Source organism: Sporosarcina sp. ACRSM, from assembly GCF_022346545.1.
Lineage (GTDB): Bacteria > Bacillota > Bacilli > Bacillales_A > Planococcaceae > Sporosarcina.
The window spans coordinates 22,080-38,350 of the sequence record NZ_JAKRNU010000004.1 but is presented as its reverse complement, the minus strand read 5'-3'; the positions used below and the strand labels follow the sequence as shown (position 1 = coordinate 38,350).

Genomic DNA, 16,271 nt, shown 5'->3' with positions numbered 1-16,271 from the left:
AAAACCTCTCATTCATTGTCCTCATCCTCATCCGATGACTCCGTCTGAAACTCTATCATTTTACCTTCAATCGCATTGATAAAATAATCTTCCACCTTGCCATCCTTCAATTTTACACGAACATGCCATGTCGGGGCAAACACTTGCGTTTCCGTCACTTGGACAAACGTCGAATAACCGAGTGTCATTTGTTGAAGGCTGGAATCTTGCGGTAAATAGCCTCGTGAATACAGATTCCCCAACACCTCAATCGGTGAAATCAAGTCTTTCTTCCGGTTAAAACTATCGAATTCATCAAACATGCTTTGCTCGTAATACGTCACTTCTCCATCACGGTTCATAAAGACGGTTAGCATCGCTTTGCGGCTAAAGTAGATTGGATTATCCTTCACTTTTTGAAAAAATAGCGCCCGCCGTTCTTCTTCATCTACATCCCATAAGACGTAATCCGAACCGAACAACACATGCTTGGATAAGAACTCCGTGAAATCATAGTCCCCTTTTGCATTCATCACACTGACGGGCTCTTTCAAGATGGATTTGATGCGTGTTTCGTCCTCGATGATCGGTTCTTGATTGTCAAGAGCGTCCAGTTGCTCCTTTGTGAACTTCTTGGACTTGGCCGATAAGTAGGAGGGATCATTAATATAAGGTGGCAATTCACTATAGGTGATATTGTCCATCTTTAACAAGTCTTCTGTTGAGGTTTTCCCCATCACCTGTACATTTTGTTCGTCCATGAGCCGATTGAAATAGAAAGAATAAAGGAAAACATTCAAAATGGAAAATACGATGATAAATATCGTTTTTGTTTTATTCCAATCCAATCAGGCCACCTCCCAATGCACTAGGCGAGAAACGGCTCCAATTTCCTTTCGCCAGGTAAAACCATGACGGTTCCATGATCAACAAACCCCGTTCCATGTCATATTTCATAAAATATCCGAGGGCAATTTCTTCGACCGTATCGAAGTTGATCATATCGGAGTCCTTCAGTCTATTGGCAACGTCTAAACCTGACGGTAACTGTTGCGGTTCCGATTTAATAGCGTCGTCCCACGTGTAGTAATAGTAAGGTCTCGCATAACCGATGATTCCCTGCTTTCCCCACTTTTGTACAATTTCTGTTGTTGATGAAGAGTCCGTATAAACAGGAAGACCGTGCAGAAATAATCGGAACCGCACTGTACGGGATGCCGGATCCATATAGGTATAGCGGTATTCATTTGTCCATCCGCTATGTTCATTCACATAATAGATTGCTTTCTCCAACAACTCCGATGGAATGGCTAATTCATCGTCTTCATTGACAAGATAGACGTAATCCAGCTTCTTTTTATCCGTATGCACTTTCATCAATTCATAATTATCTCCGTACTCCTCTACATTGGAGGACAGTTGACTGCGTCGAACGGCACTCGGATCGCTGAACAACGCATCACGAAATTGGCTAGGCCTAACTTCTTCTTGGAAATACGTATTCTTCCTTGCTTCCACAGCTCCAGTTGGCACGACGATATAAGGTGAGCCCCCTGGATTCACTTCACTGTACTCTTCGAATTCCTGTCCCCTTGCCAAGATGGTACGTTCAAATTCCTCATAGTCCCTTACTTGCGCTTTTGCACTGTACATCGTTTTGTTCATTTTACTTATAAATAGAATATCCAAATACGTATGAGAAGCATTCCAATCAATGACAAGCCGATCAAAAGAGATTTCAGGGACACTCAACATATTCTCATCCATGTAGAGCACCGTATCATAAATCGTCAACGGCACTTCTCCATGGTAATACAATGTAAACCGGTTCGGTTTCCTTAACAAGGCTCCCAATTCTTCTGCACCGAAATTCTGATTAACAAGTGAGATGTCTGTAATTTTCCAATCGGTGATTTTGTCGATAATCATATCGATCTCTTTTGGATTCACTGTGCCTCTCAGACTGTCGTTAAAATTAAAGACAGTCTTATATGGTTTGATGATGTGATCAATCGATTCTTTATTGGCAATGGCAATACTATCAGTTGTCGGTGATTGATCAATCGTTTCGTAACGCGGAGAGTACGTCCAAATGGAAAACGTGAACGTGATACTTAAGGCTATCAGTAGGAGAAGTATGATGGATTTGACCGTTTCAATATGTTTCAATCCCATTCACCCTCCTCTTGATGTTCAATCGGTAATGTAAAGTAGATCGTCGTTCCTTTACCTTCTTCGCTCTCTGCCCATATGTCGCCGCCATGCGCCATGATCATTTCACGGGCAATCGCAAGACCAAGGCCCGTACCGCCCAAAGCACGTGAGCGCGCTCGATCGGCCCGGTAGAACCGTTCAAATATACGCTTGACATTGGCTTTCGGTATCCCCATCCCCTCATCGGAGATCATCACTTGAATCTGATCGTCGGACTGCGTGACACTAAAGCAGATTTCCCCGCCGTCCGGTGAATACTTCATGGCATTCGATATGATATTATCAATTACCTGTGTCATCTTGTCCGTATCAATTTCCACAAAAAAGTCTTCATTGGAAAGCAGACGATTGAATTTGACATCCTGTGATTTCGAGAACTCAAAGCGATCGATAATTGAGTCGAAGAAGTCGTTGAATTCTACCCATTCCAAGTTCAGATCGTAATCCTCGCTATCCATTCGCGATAATTTCAATAGATCATTGACGAGGCGGATCATCCGCTCCGTCTCCGTTTGTGTCACATGCAGAAAGGATGGTGCAATCTCCTTATCCTGCCAAGCCCCATCGGCAAGGGCCTCCAAATAGCTACGCATTGTCGTCAATGGCGTGCGCAGTTCATGTGAAACGTTGGAGACGAACTCCCGTCTCTCCATATCGATTTTTTCCTGTTCTGTATTGTCATGTAAAACAACGATGAGACCATTGACAAAGCCCGTTTCACGTTGCGTGACAGAGAAATTGGCGCGCAAAATTGCAGGCTGCTCATCAGTACTGAAATCTAAGGCGATCGACTCCTTCAGTTGGATCAAGTCTTCAAAGGCATACTCCTGCTCCACGCTAAGAATACTCGTAATCGGTCGATTCAATACGAGATCCCTTGTCAATCTTAACATGGCAAGAGCAGAATCGTTGATAAGACTAACGCGACCTTTTCGATCGGTCGCAATGACTCCGTCTGTCATATTCTCCAAAACAGAAGCTAGTTTGCGCCTTTCGCTTTCTGTCGTCGACTGAGATTCCTGCAATTGGTTCGTCAAATGGTTGAAGGCGATTGCCAACTGACCAATTTCATCATTTCCATAAACACGTACTTTACGAGAAAAATCCCCTTTTGCCATCGTTTGTGCCTGACGTCGCATATCCGAAATCGGTCTTGTCATCGTCTGGGCGATAAAGATGCCAATGATGATTGTAATCGTCAATGAAACGGCTACGCCGCCCGCCAGAATTTGGTTGATCTCTTCAATCTGCTCATACACTTTTTCAATATTAGATTTGACATAGATGGCTCCAATAACTTTGTTCTCCGAGATGATTGGCGTCACCAATATCCATATCCGTTTCATCGAGTCAAGGTAAATAGCATCATCCGGTGACTCCGACATAATGGATTTTCTTACGAGATCATCAGGAAAACGTTGACCGACCATCGAGCCATTTTCCATGGCTGATGTCGCAAGAATCGTATATTTTGTATCGACAACCCGGATTTCACTGATGTCATCCGATGTAACGCTGGAAAGGACAGTACGGAGCCTCGTTGAAAGTGAGGGTTCATCCACGTCCTTTAACATCTCTTCCCGCACGCTGAACTCAGCCAAATTCATTCGATCTATAATCGATGTCGTGAAGTTTTCTTTCAATGTATCTTCAAGCCTTTGGGCAAAGTAGAACCCGATAATTTGCATGGCAATGAGGATAAGCATCACGTTTATGAGTACAAATTTAAGATGAATCGACCGGAAAAGACCGACTTTTTGCATGATGATTACTCCTGTTCCGGATCCCGTAAATAATAACCAACGCCACGGCGCGTGACAATCCACGCTGGATGGCTCGGTGTATCTTCAATCTTCTCGCGCAGCCGTCTGATGGTAACATCCACCGTCCGGACATCTCCAAAATAATCATAGCCCCAAACAGTCTGCAACAGATGTTCACGCGTCATCACTTGCCCAATATGCTTCGCAAGATAATGAAGCAATTCAAACTCACGATGCGTCAATTCGATCGTTTCATCACGTTTCAATACGAGATAGGCATCCGGTTGTATGATCAGACTACCTACTTCAATATTATTCGTCGTCACTTCCTGCTCATCCGAGACTGTTTTCAACTGTCTGCGTAAATTGGCTTTCACACGGGCAATCAGTTCGCGGGTACCAAATGGTTTGGTAACATAATCATCCGCGCCCAGTTCCAACCCTAACACTTTATCAATTTCAGAGTCTTTCGCCGTAAGCATGATAATGGGAAAGTCATACTTTTTACGAACCTCTCGACAGACTTCCATACCATCCCGTTTCGGAAGCATAATATCCAACAACATAATGTCTGGCTTGACTTCTTCCACTTTTTCAAGCGCTTCTTCCCCATCATAAGCACAAAATACTTGAAAGCCCTCTTTTTTTAAATTGAATTCCAATATATCTGCAATCGGTTTTTCATCGTCTACTACAAGGATTGTTTTACTTTGCATATTCTCTATCCTTTCCCGCCTTTATAGCGCCACAATACATTTTCTTTAACTCTATCACGCTTCCAAGCGATTCGCAAAACCACAACAATTCATTTCCCGGGAAATAAATTTCCGAATCTTGTCGAAACATGGGTATATACGCACACATAACCGCTATTTATACAGAAGATCACTTAACCCTTCGGCTCTAAACATTGCTACCAAAAAGCAAAAAGGACGATACAACAGTGTACCGTCCCGGATGCATTTATTTGCTTACTACAGATAATGGATTAATATTTTTTCCATTTTTTATCACTTCAAAATGAAGATGAACACCAGTCGAACGGCCTGTTGAACCCATGACCCCTATTTTTGCTCCTTGTGGGACAGTTTGTCCAACTTTCACATTCGTCGAAGCAAGATGGGCATATAATGTTTCATAACCGTTGTTATGCTTAATGACAATGTGGTTCCCGTAAGTGCTATGTCGACTTACTTTAGTGACCACTCCATTGTCAGCCGCTAAAATGGTGCGGGATGATGGGCGGGCAATGTCAATCCCTTGATGCACTCTTCCCCATCTGACGCCCATCTGACTCGATACGTATCCACCGACTGTAGGCCATACAAATGTGCCTGTGCCTCTGGAAGGCATCACCTTTGTTCCTACGACCAACACTTTGTCAGTCGGTTCAACAAGGATCTTTTCGTCGATGACATCACTACCTACTGTTTGGCCATTGCGTTTTCGGATGTATTTCGTAACGACCTTTTCGCCATCCGATCCTTTTTGGGTCACTTTCTTTTCGCCTTTAAACATCGAGCTATCTTTTTCTGTAATCTTTTTATGTTTAATCGTTTGCTTATTTTTCGCTTCGTAATGGACTTCCACTTCAACATAAGGTTCTGTGACGGTCACATTCAATTCGTCTCCAAGTTGGAGAAGGGTGTTGACTGTATAACCCGGATTGAGCTCAAGCAATTTGGCTGTCGTCATCTGATGCGCAGACGCAATTCCGCCTAAGACATCCCCGGATTGAATGGTATATTTCTTTTCTTCCAACGTGCCTTTGTTTAGTAGGACTAAAGCTTCTTTTACCGTTCTCACTTCCGCTGGAGACGTGCTCCCCGTCTCTGCTTTCATCTCGCCGCTAAACAGAATATCGAGGATACGGGTTTCACCCTCCTTCAAAGGGGGGATTGTAGTTGTAGAGGACATGCGATCTTCGAATTCGTCAAGCTCTTGTTCCGTTACATTTTGCAGTTTCAATTGGCGAATCACTTCATCGTAGGCGTCTTGGTCTTTGACATAGAATGCCAGTTTGTCGTCAATGACAACGCCAGTTGCCTCTGCTTCCACAGATAACAGTTCATGAAGTTTTTCAAGTACGGGTTCGTCTTCCGTTTCAGCTGCGAAGACCAATTCCGGAATGACGGACAAGTCCGTGCCAATTGATAAGGAGAGATTTCCATATTCGGAGGCCGCTTGTTGTAGCTCTTGTTCTTTCAATTCCTCTATTTTTTCCTTGTCGGAAATGGCGCCTACATATTCACCTTCTGAATAGATATGGAAAACAGTAGAAAGGCCTGAGCCTTGTAATGTATTTGCAAAACCTGTTTGTATGCCGATGGCTATTAACAACAAAGTACTAATCAAGATGATGTTAACCTTTGTGAAAGGTTTTATGAACATAGGGGAAGTACGCTCTTTCCCTCTATTATTCATGCCTTTGAAAAACATGTTTGTACTCCTTCCGTATTTCGACCGGAAAACCAGTAGTTAGTCAAGATATGCTCTATTTTTCACACCTCTCTAATTTAACATATTTTTTTCGTCTCTTGTATACTTAGAGTCCTTTGTAATACATTTGTATAATTGCATCCAATTATTCTTATATATCACCATTTAATGGATACTTACTGAGAAGTTATACCCTTTGGGATAGAATGTAAAAAGACCTCTTATCAAACGATAATTCCATTTGATAAGAGGTCTTTTGAAATGCATTGCTTGAAGTCTAAGCTCCTGCTGGTGGTTGGTGTTGACTCCAGTCGATGTTGACGAATTTATTGTATTCTTTCGCAAATGCGAGCGAGACAGTACCAGTTGGACCGTTCCGTTGTTTTGCGATAATGATTTCAATGATATTCTGATTTTCGGTCTCTTTATCATAATAATCTTCCCGATAAAGGAACGAAACAATATCCGCGTCTTGCTCGATACTCCCGGATTCCCGAAGGTCGGACATCATCGGACGCTTATCCTGACGTTGCTCAACACCACGAGAAAGCTGGGAAAGTGCAATGACAGGTACTTTTAATTCCCTTGCCAGTCCTTTCAATGAACGAGAAATTTCCGATACTTCCTGCTGCCTATTTTCACCAGCACGTCCACTCCCTGAAATTAGCTGTAAATAGTCGATGATGATCATGCCCAGACCATGCTCTTGTTGGAGACGACGGCATTTGGAGCGAATTTCATTGACCCGGATACCGGAAGAATCGTCGATAAAAATCCCCGCATTCGATAGACTGCCCATCGCCATTGTCAGTTTGCGCCAATCTTCCGCTTCAAGCGCACCGGTCCGCAACACTTGGGCATCGATATTCCCTTCCGCACAAAGCATCCGCATGACGAGCTGGTCCGCCCCCATCTCCAAACTGAAGATGGCTACATTCTCATCGGTTTTCGTGGCCACATTTTGTGCCACATTCAATGCGAACGCCGTCTTACCGACGGAAGGACGGGCAGCTAGGATAATTAAGTCATTGCGCTGAAAACCGGCTGTCATCTTGTCCAAATCACGAAACCCTGTTGGAATACCTGTAATATCGCCTTTCCGAGTATGGAGAAGCTCGATATTGTCATAGGTTTCGACAAGGACGTCCTTAATATGACGGAAGTCACCGGCATTTTTCCGGTTGGAAACTTCCATCATCTTCTTTTCTGCTTCAGATAATAAGGCTTCCACTTCATCTTCCCGCGCATAGCCGTCTTCCACGATCGATGTCGCCACACGAATTAGACGGCGTAATAGTGCCTTCTCTTCTACAATCCGTGCGTAAAATGCGATATTAGCGGCTGTTGGGACGGCGTTGGCAAGTTCCGTCAAATATGAAATACCTCCGACATCTTCTAACTCTTTTTTAGCCGAAAGTTCTTCTGTAACGGTGACAACGTCAATAGCCTGCCCTTTGTCGCTTAGACTGATCATCGTATCAAAGATCTTCTGATGCGCAATCCTGTAGAAGTCTTCCGGAATGAGAAGCTCCGCCGCCGTAATCAATGCCTGCGGTTCAAGGAAAATTGCCCCGATGACCGACTGTTCAGCTTCGTTATTATGTGGGGGGACGCGATCGAACGTCTGGTCCATCTTTCTATCTCCTTATCTTTCTTCTGTTACATGCACTTTCAACGTAGCCGTTACTTCAGGGTGGATTTTAATTGGAACATTTGTATATCCGAGTGTCCGGATGGCATCTGCGAGTTCCATTTTCCGACGATCCACTTTAATGCCTTTCGTTTTGTGCAATGCTTCTGCAATTTGTTTTGTTGTGATCGAACCGAATAAGCGTCCACCTTCACCGGACTTTGCAGTCATTTCAACCGTGATTTCATCGAGCTGCGCTTTCAGCTTTTTCGCTTCTGCTAATTCTTCTGCTGCATCTTTTTCAGCGCGTTTCTTTTGGCCTTCCAATTTACTCATATTCCCGGGCGTTGCTTCCACCGCCAAATTGTTTTTGAGTAAGAAGTTTTGCGCGTAACCAACAGATACTTCTTTCACTTCCCCTTTTTTACCCTTACCTTTTACGTCTTGCAAAAAAATTACTTTCATGATGAATTTCCCCTTTCCATTCTTGTCTCTAATACTGATTTTAACATGTCCTCGGCTTCTTGAACGGTTTCAACCTCCAACTGGCAGGCTGCATTTGTCAAATGCCCTCCCCCGCCAAGTTCTTCCATAACAAGCTGGACATTCAAATCACCAAGAGAACGGGCACTGATTCCGATTTTACCGTCCTCCCGAGGTGCAATGACAAAGGACGCTACAATGCCCTGCATCGTCAATAAAATATCTGCCGTTTGTGCAATCAGTACCGGGCCATAGGTAACTTGATCCTGCCCTTTGGCAATCGCAATCCCGCCTTCCAATACCTCGACGGTCTCAATCAATTTCGAACGGGCAATATACGTCTTAATATCCTCTTTTAATAATCGTTGAACGAGAACGGTATCTGCTCCGTACGTCCTTAAATACGATGCCGCTTCAAATGTTCGAGCTCCTGTCCGCAAAGTGAAGCTTTTCGTATCGACAATGATACCAGCTAATAATGCGGTCGATTCAAGCATCGTCAGCTTCTCGTTCTTCGGCTGGTACTCGAGCAATTCCGTAACAAGCTCCGCAGTAGAGGAAGCATAAGGTTCCATATAGACAAGCATCGTATTATTGATAAATTCTTCGCCTCGCCTATGGTGATCGATGACGACCACTTTTTCAGCCTTTTCAAGCACACGTTCATCAATGACCATACTTGGCTTATGCGTATCCACAATGATGACAAGTGAACGTTCTGTCATTAAAGGCAGCGCGTCATCCGGTTGGATGAATTGGCTTGCAAGCGTGACATCGCGATCAATTTCATCCATTAAACGCGTGACGCTGCCATCCAGTTCATTGAAATTGATGACGATGTAGCCTTCAATATTGTTCATACGGGCCATTTTCCGAACCCCGATAGCAGCGCCAATTGCATCCATATCCGGCATTTTATGTCCCATGATAAAAACTTTATCACTGCTTTGAATCAAATCACGTAGTGCGTGAGAGATGACCCTTGCCCGAACTCGTGTCCTTTTTTCAACTGGATTGGTCTTTCCGCCATAAAATTTCAATTTACCATCATGTCGTTTGATGGCCACCTGATCGCCGCCGCGTCCGAGGACAAGGTCAAGGCTGGATTGTGCCAGTTCACCCAGCTCCGTCAGCGAAGTGGAGCCTGTTCCTACACCGATACTCAGAGTCAACGCGGTGCTCTGCTCGGCTGTCTTTTCCCGAATATCATCCAAAATCGAGAATTTTGTCTTCTCCAAATCAGCCAAAGTCGCTTCATTAAAGACTGCAAGGAAACGGTCAGAAGCAATTCTCTTAACGAAGATGCCATTTTCCGTTCCCCAACGATTGACAAGTGACGTCACCAACGAATTCAGCTGACTTCTTGTCTGATCATCCATCGCTTGGGAAAGTTCATCATAATTATCGACAAGCATGATGCCCAATACTGTACGGTCTGCATAATACAGCGACTCGATCTCCACTTGCTCTGTCACATCAAATAAGTAAATCAACTTCTCTTCCGCTTTATAAATGGCTTTGTACGTCCGTTCTCCGACTGTAATAAATGGATCAACGGCTTTAGTCCCTTTCACAATTGTGCGGAATTGCCCGGAGAGATTAAATAATTCATCACCAATGAGAGACTCTGCACCAAACACTTTCATGGCAAACGGATTTGCCCATTCAACCATATTCTTTTCATTAACGAGAAGGATGGCAATCGGCAATTCATGAAAAGCCTCTTCCCCAGCTTTTTTCACCCGAAAGGCGAGTGTTTCAATATGATTTTCCGTTTCGACATACGTACGTTCTTCTATCTTCCATGCAATTCCTACTGTCACTACAAATACAATTGTAAAAACAAGCCCGATCCAAAAAAAGGACATCAGAAGGAGAGCTGACGCTACTAGACCTAAGAGCGACAATAGAAGTAATGGATAACGAATTGCCCTTTTCCGAAAAAATGATGTCATTGTTCCACCCTCCTATCTGCTCTTGTCTTTGCTAATCCAGGCACGGATATTGACGCCTGCATCCAGCACCCCGAGTAATGTCGTCACCGGATGGAGAAATAACGCAAATAATGTTCCAACGACCGTGACTGCTTTCGGCAACTTCGTTTCATGCAAATAGAAATGAATTAGTGCAATCCCTTGCAATAGGAAAAGCGTCCTTAAAATAATCGTTGCATTGACACAGATCAGATACAAATCGGTTCCCGGCTCCATGGCAACCGTCATATTCAGGAGCAGGACCACTCCATATGCCAAAACAGTAATGACAGGCAATTTCATATTCCGGAATGGCGGAAACTTCGGTACTTCATGCCCCAATCGTTTAGCAAAAAACAAATTCGGGATTAATGTAATAAAAGCAAATAAAAAACAAGTCAAGATAAAAGCAGCGGGAACTGTATGTTCATAAAACGTGAACAATTCTTCCGTCATCTCATTATAACTCGCTGGAAGCGTCCCATACGTCCCCATGAAAGAGGCAAATTGTTTTTGCGACTCCCGCATCATTGTGAAGAGTTGTTCCACAAAATTGATGTTGAATAATAAGACTGCCCCTACATACGTAATAATAGAAGTAACGATATACATGAGGGCCAACCCCATGAACAAATACAATTTCGATCTCCCTGCTTTAATCATCTCCGCAATCATCCAGCCCGCCAGCCCAAATACGAAGGCAAAAGGAAGGAGAGCGATGCCCCCAATCAAAAGGGACACAATCATGCCAGCCCCTGTCACAAGAATGGTCGACGCACGATCATACCTTAATCCATATAATATGATAGGCAATGGAATAAGGAACATCGTAATCGTACCTATAGGCGGTACATACAAAATAATCGCCAGCAAAATAGCGAATAAGGCGATCATCATTGCACCATATGTAATTTTTCTCGGATCGTCTTTCATCATCTAGATTCCTCCGGTCTAGCGCTGGACAATTTGATATGCCCATCGCTTTCAGAACTAACGATACAAAATAGAGCGCTTCTGTAATTGTATCACGATTTATGTATTTAACAAAAAGGAACGCATGTACTGTTATGGTTGAGAATTGGGGGCTATTTTCTTATAGGCTTGCTTGAAGAAATGTTTTTTGAGAAGGTAGGGGCTTTTGAGTGCTTGGTAATTGCTTTGATCACTTGGAGAATACTTTGAGCGCTTGTAACTTGCTTTGATCACTTGGAGACATCTTTGAGCGCTTGCAACTTGCTTTGATCGCTTGGAAACATCTTTGAGCGCTTGCGACTTGCTTTGATCACTTGGAGACAGTTTTGGGCACTTGCAACTTGCTTTGATCACTTGGAGAATACTTTGGGCGCTTGCGACTCACTTTGATCACTTGGTGACATCTTTGTGCGCTTAGTCCTCGGATTGATCACTTAGAGCCTGTGTTTGATCATCAATCAAACCACTTAACAACAAATTTTGCCAATAAAAAAATCGCCTCCTTGTAGGGTTGTCCCAATGCAAGGAGGCGATCTATAAATCAAATTATCTTTCTTCCGCGCTGAACGGAAGAAGTGCCATGATGCGTGAGCGTTTGATCGCAAGTGTCAGTTTACGCTGATACTTCGCGCTAGTGCCCGTTACACGGCGAGGCAAGATTTTTCCGCGCTCAGAAATGAATTTCTTAAGTAGGTCTGTATCTTTATAATCGATATGCGTAATGTTGTTGGATGTGAAATAACAAACTTTACGACGTCTTTTACCTCCACGACGTGGTGCCATATGTGTTTCCCTCCTTACTTAATCGTCATGACGAGATCTTAGAACGGCAGGTCGTCGTCCGATACTTCAATCGGACCTCCGCCCATCGAAAACGGATCGTCGTCAGTACGTGTATAGTTTTGTTGATTCGGTTGTTGGTATTGTTGATTTGGCTGCTGATTCTGATAGCCCGGTTGTCCTCCTTGCTGAGCACCGTAGGACGGCGCACCGTAAGAAGATCCGGACCTATTGTCGGCATTCGCATTACGCGGCTCAAGAAACTGTGTGCTATCTGCTACAACTTCAGTTGTATAGACACGTTTTCCGTCTTGTCCTTCGAAGCTGCCCGTCTGGATACGGCCATCCACTCCGACAAGACTTCCTTTTCTCAAGAAGTTCGCGATATTTTCAGCCTGTTTTCTCCAAGCGACACAACTGATGAAATCAGCTTCCCTTTCGCCTGATGCGCTTTGGAAAGCCCGGTTCACCGCTAACGTGAAACGTGTGACAGCAATACCGGTTTGTGTATATTTCAGCTCTGGATCTTTTGTCAATCGCCCTACTAAAACAACTCGGTTAATCATCAGAATTCAACCTCCCTCATCATTTTGTAGATGTCATTTGTCGTTCATTTTATATTGATTAAGCATCAAGACGAACAGCCATATGACGAAGGATATCTTCGTTGATGTTCGCAAGACGTGTAAACTCATCGATCGCTTCAGCACCAGCATTTACTTTTACAAGCTGGTAGAAACCTTCACGCAAGTCGTCGATTTCGTAAGCAAGACGGCGCTTGCCCCACTCTTTCGACTCGATGATTTCCGCACCTTTAGAAGTAAGGACCTCATCAAAACGTTGGATCAACGCTTTTTTAGCTTCATCTTCTACCGTTGGGCGGATGATGTACATGATTTCGTACTTTCTCATCTTCAGTCACCTCCTTATGGACTTTGGCCCTGCTGATTGCAGCGGGCAAGGAGTAAGTAATTGTATTACTCACATCAATACATATTAGCATAACTACGTTAAACTTTCAACCATTATCTTGTATACTATATGGATAGAGGTGATTTTGTTGAATGAATTTCTCGAGCCCGACAAAGTGATTGAAATTGATTTACCTGCAGTAGCAAAGAGAAGTCTCGTCTTGACGTTCCTTTCCGGCCTTCTTTTATTCATTATGAAGGTAGTCATTGAAAAAGAGGTCACGTTCACATTTTCGTTATGGACAGTCATTTTTTTCGTAGTCGGTTATGTTGTATTAATTATTTTACACGAGTTTTTTCATTTGCTCGGCTTTCGTATTTTTGGTGGAGTGCCTTGGAAACGTATGGTCGTCGGTGTCAATTTAAAAATGGGTATTGCTTATGCGACAACTGATCAGCTTATGACGAACCGTGCCATCCGGAAAGCTTTGCTTCTCCCTTTTTGGACGACAGGCATCGTACCCGCCCTAATCGGATTGACCATTGGAAATGGTTTGCTCATCAGTTTGGCAGCATTGTTAATCGGCGGTGCTGCCGGAGATTTCGCCATGTATAAGGAATTGCGCAAATTGCCCGATGACTGGCTTGTCAAAGATGATCCTGAATTGCCCAGGCTTTATGTCTATGCATCGCAGAAATTGGTTAGTTAATAAAAAAAGTCGCGTCGGCTTTGAAACCGATGCGACTTTTTCATTTATTATACGTTGAAACGGAATAGCATAACGTCTCCGTCTTTTACAACATATTCTTTACCTTCCAAACGGACTTTCCCCGCTTCTTTTGCTGCAGCCATTGAGCCTGATTCGACCAGTGCGTCATAGGCAACCGTTTCTGCACGGATGAATCCGCGCTCGAAATCGGTATGGATGATGCCGGCACATTGCGGTGCTTTCATCCCTTTCCGGAATGTCCAAGCTCTTACTTCCTGCACGCCTGCTGTGAAATAGGTCGCAAGGCCAAGCAAATTGTAAGCTGCTTTGATCAGTTGATCAAGGCCTGACTCTTGAATGCCCAGTTCTTCGAGGAACATTGCTTTTTCTTCATCTTCAAGTTCAGCCATCTCTTCTTCGATTTTGGCACAAACGACGATGACTTGCGCGTTATCTTTTTCAGCGAATTCACGGACGGCTTGTACGTATTCATTGTTGTCCGCATCCGCAATTTCATCTTCCGAAACGTTCGCTACGTAGAGCATCGGTTTAATCGTCAAAAGATGCATCCCTTTGATAAGGTTGTATTCTTCTTCCGCAAACTCGATGGAACGTGCCGGTTGTTCGTTTTCAAATGCTTCTTTCAGTTTCAGGAGTACCGGCTCTTCCGCCATTGCCTCCTTGTCTTTCTGTTTGGCCATTTTGGAAACGCGCGTCAACCTTTTTTCCACGCTTTCCATGTCGGCAAGGATCAATTCAAGATTGATGACTTCAATATCGTCAATCGGATTCACTTTGCCGGAAACATGCGTAATATTCTCGTCAGCAAAACAACGGACGACTTGACAGATGGCATCCACTTCACGAATATGCGATAGGAATTTATTCCCAAGTCCTTCCCCTTTGCTTGCCCCTTCAACAATCCCTGCAATATCTGTAAATTCGAATGCAGTTGGCACTGTTTTCTTAGGTGTTACAAGTTCCGTCAATTTTTCAAGTCTTTCATCCGGTACCTCTACGATGCCGACATTCGGGTCAATCGTACAGAACGGATAGTTCGCTGCCTCGGCCCCCGCTTTGGTAATTGCATTGAATAGCGTCGATTTCCCTACGTTCGGAAGACCGACAATTCCAGCTGTTAACGCCATTCATTCCACAACCTCTCATTTATATGTCCACTCATTAATTCCGTATACAACTCTTCCATTATAAGGACATCAGTCCCAGATGTCCATTCGTGCTTAAGATTCCGCTTGGACGATCACTTTCTTCATCTTTTTCGTAAATTCGTTGCGCGGGATCATGACACTATGTCCGCATCCTTCGCATTTAATGCGGATATCCGCCCCCATGCGAATGATTTTCCAAGCATTTGTACCACATGGATGCTGTTTTTTCATCTCGACAACGTCATTCAATCCAAAGACTTTCCCTTCCATTTTCACGCACATCCTTTCTGATCTATTCCATTTAGACATTGCTGAACGATTTTGTGATCAAAGTCGGGTATGGAATCTCGATGCCTTCCTGCTCCAAATACTTCTTTACGCCAATACCGATTGTTCTTGCACTGTCAAAATGACGCATCGGTTTCGTTTCAGCAATAATGCGTATGATGACTTCCGTTTCCGTGAAATTCTGAGCTCCTATCAACTTCGGGTGATTGATAAAATCATCATTCTCCTTACCTAATGAAGTCAAATAGCTTTCAATAAGCTTTTCTGTCTTCTCAACACCCACTTCAAAAGGAATCGTCACATCGACAATCGCCAACGAGTTTTCCATGGAATAATTGACAACTTGACTGATTGTTCCATTCGGTAAAATGGAGACCTCTCCTGTGAAACTTTTGATTTTCGTCGTACGTAAACCGATTTCTTCCACAATCCCTTCCGCCGTGCCAATTTTCACATAGTCCCCGACGGAAAACTGATTTTCAAAGATAATGAAAAAACCAGTGATGACATCTTTCACAAGGCTTTGCGCACCAAACCCGACCGCAAGACCAAGCACTCCCGCTCCGGCTAACAATCCCCTCACATCAATTGAAAACTCAGCCAGAACTGCCATGATTGCAGAAAAATAGACGACATAAGCCAATGTATTTTCCAACAGCTTCAACAACGTTTGTTCGCGGCGCTCAGAATGGCCCAAAGGCACCCTCATTTTCACTTTAAACACACGTCGGATAATCATTTTTCCCACTCTAACAACGATAGCTGCCAATATAACAATCACTAGAATCCGAAAAGCTGTCGTCCCGATCATTTCCCATGTCTCTTGACTGAATAAGAATTTCTCCGCCTTTTCAACCTGTTCCTTTAAACTCGGATCTTCTGTTTTTGCTAAATCCACTTTTGCCCACCTTCCGTATAATTACGACGATTCATGCGTATATTGAGTCATACATCATACTA

General features: G+C 43.7%; 16 protein-coding genes. 1 reads left to right on the top strand and 15 read right to left on the bottom strand.

The window, feature by feature from the left end; translation table 11 throughout:
* Positions 1-8: 8 nt before the first annotated feature.
* The 12 genes from MHZ95_RS07540 to rpsF form a co-directional block, all read right to left on the bottom strand.
* A complete protein-coding gene (locus MHZ95_RS07540) occupies positions 9-827 on the bottom strand; it encodes a two-component system regulatory protein YycI (RefSeq protein ID WP_239390011.1) in 819 nt (272 codons plus the stop codon).
* Complete coding sequence (locus MHZ95_RS07535) at positions 814-2,154, bottom strand: YycH family regulatory protein (protein WP_239390010.1); 1,341 nt, start codon at positions 2,152-2,154, stop codon at positions 814-816. Before MHZ95_RS07535 ends, MHZ95_RS07540 begins: the two co-directional genes overlap by 14 nt.
* Positions 2,145-3,956 (bottom strand): cell wall metabolism sensor histidine kinase WalK, encoded by a 1,812-nt coding sequence (gene walK, locus MHZ95_RS07530; RefSeq protein ID WP_239390009.1) that lies wholly within the window; start codon positions 3,954-3,956, stop codon positions 2,145-2,147. Before walK ends, MHZ95_RS07535 begins: the two co-directional genes overlap by 10 nt.
* A 5-nt stretch (positions 3,957-3,961) precedes the next feature.
* A complete protein-coding gene (yycF, locus tag MHZ95_RS07525; RefSeq protein ID WP_239390008.1) occupies positions 3,962-4,672 on the bottom strand; it encodes a response regulator YycF in 711 nt (236 codons plus the stop codon).
* Between the two features lie 247 nt (positions 4,673-4,919).
* Positions 4,920-6,395 (bottom strand): M23 family metallopeptidase, encoded by a 1,476-nt coding sequence (locus MHZ95_RS07520; RefSeq protein ID WP_239390007.1) that lies wholly within the window; start codon positions 6,393-6,395, stop codon positions 4,920-4,922.
* 277 nt (positions 6,396-6,672) lie between these two features.
* On the bottom strand, positions 6,673-8,028 hold the full coding sequence (dnaB, locus tag MHZ95_RS07515; RefSeq protein ID WP_239390006.1) for a replicative DNA helicase: 1,356 nt from the start codon (positions 8,026-8,028) through the stop codon (positions 6,673-6,675).
* Between the two features lie 12 nt (positions 8,029-8,040).
* Positions 8,041-8,490: a 50S ribosomal protein L9 gene (gene rplI / locus MHZ95_RS07510; protein ID WP_239390005.1), complete on the bottom strand. Its 450-nt coding sequence runs from the start codon at positions 8,488-8,490 to the stop codon at positions 8,041-8,043.
* Positions 8,487-10,463, bottom strand: a complete 1,977-nt coding sequence (locus MHZ95_RS07505) for a DHH family phosphoesterase (RefSeq protein WP_239390004.1) — start codon at positions 10,461-10,463, stop codon at positions 8,487-8,489. Before MHZ95_RS07505 ends, rplI begins: the two co-directional genes overlap by 4 nt.
* A 12-nt stretch (positions 10,464-10,475) precedes the next feature.
* Entirely contained in the window at positions 10,476-11,417 is a 942-nt protein-coding gene (locus tag MHZ95_RS07500; RefSeq protein ID WP_239390003.1) for a YybS family protein, read from the bottom strand.
* 582 nt (positions 11,418-11,999) lie between these two features.
* Complete coding sequence (gene rpsR / locus MHZ95_RS07495) at positions 12,000-12,236, bottom strand: 30S ribosomal protein S18 (protein ID WP_239390002.1); 237 nt, start codon at positions 12,234-12,236, stop codon at positions 12,000-12,002.
* Between the two features lie 38 nt (positions 12,237-12,274).
* Positions 12,275-12,799 carry a single-stranded DNA-binding protein gene (gene ssb / locus MHZ95_RS07490; protein WP_239390001.1) on the bottom strand — a complete coding sequence of 175 codons (525 nt, stop codon included), beginning with the start codon at positions 12,797-12,799 and terminating at the stop codon, positions 12,275-12,277.
* Between the two features lie 58 nt (positions 12,800-12,857).
* Positions 12,858-13,145 carry a 30S ribosomal protein S6 gene (rpsF, locus tag MHZ95_RS07485; RefSeq protein WP_239390000.1) on the bottom strand — a complete coding sequence of 96 codons (288 nt, stop codon included), beginning with the start codon at positions 13,143-13,145 and terminating at the stop codon, positions 12,858-12,860.
* 139 nt (positions 13,146-13,284) lie between these two features.
* On the opposite strand from rpsF, the gene MHZ95_RS07480 reads away from it, so the two are divergent.
* Positions 13,285-13,854: a DUF3267 domain-containing protein gene (locus tag MHZ95_RS07480; RefSeq protein ID WP_370642946.1), complete on the top strand. Its 570-nt coding sequence runs from the start codon at positions 13,285-13,287 to the stop codon at positions 13,852-13,854.
* A gap of 47 nt (positions 13,855-13,901) precedes the next feature.
* Here MHZ95_RS07480 and ychF read toward each other — a convergent pair whose 3' ends face one another.
* From ychF to MHZ95_RS07465, 3 genes are all read right to left on the bottom strand, one after another.
* Positions 13,902-15,002 carry a redox-regulated ATPase YchF gene (ychF, locus tag MHZ95_RS07475; protein WP_239389998.1) on the bottom strand — a complete coding sequence of 367 codons (1,101 nt, stop codon included), beginning with the start codon at positions 15,000-15,002 and terminating at the stop codon, positions 13,902-13,904.
* A 93-nt stretch (positions 15,003-15,095) separates the two neighbouring features.
* Positions 15,096-15,293 (bottom strand): DUF951 domain-containing protein, encoded by a 198-nt coding sequence (locus MHZ95_RS07470; protein ID WP_239389997.1) that lies wholly within the window; start codon positions 15,291-15,293, stop codon positions 15,096-15,098.
* 31 nt (positions 15,294-15,324) lie between these two features.
* Positions 15,325-16,209 (bottom strand): mechanosensitive ion channel family protein, encoded by an 885-nt coding sequence (locus tag MHZ95_RS07465; RefSeq protein WP_239389996.1) that lies wholly within the window; start codon positions 16,207-16,209, stop codon positions 15,325-15,327.
* Positions 16,210-16,271: the final 62 nt, after the last annotated feature.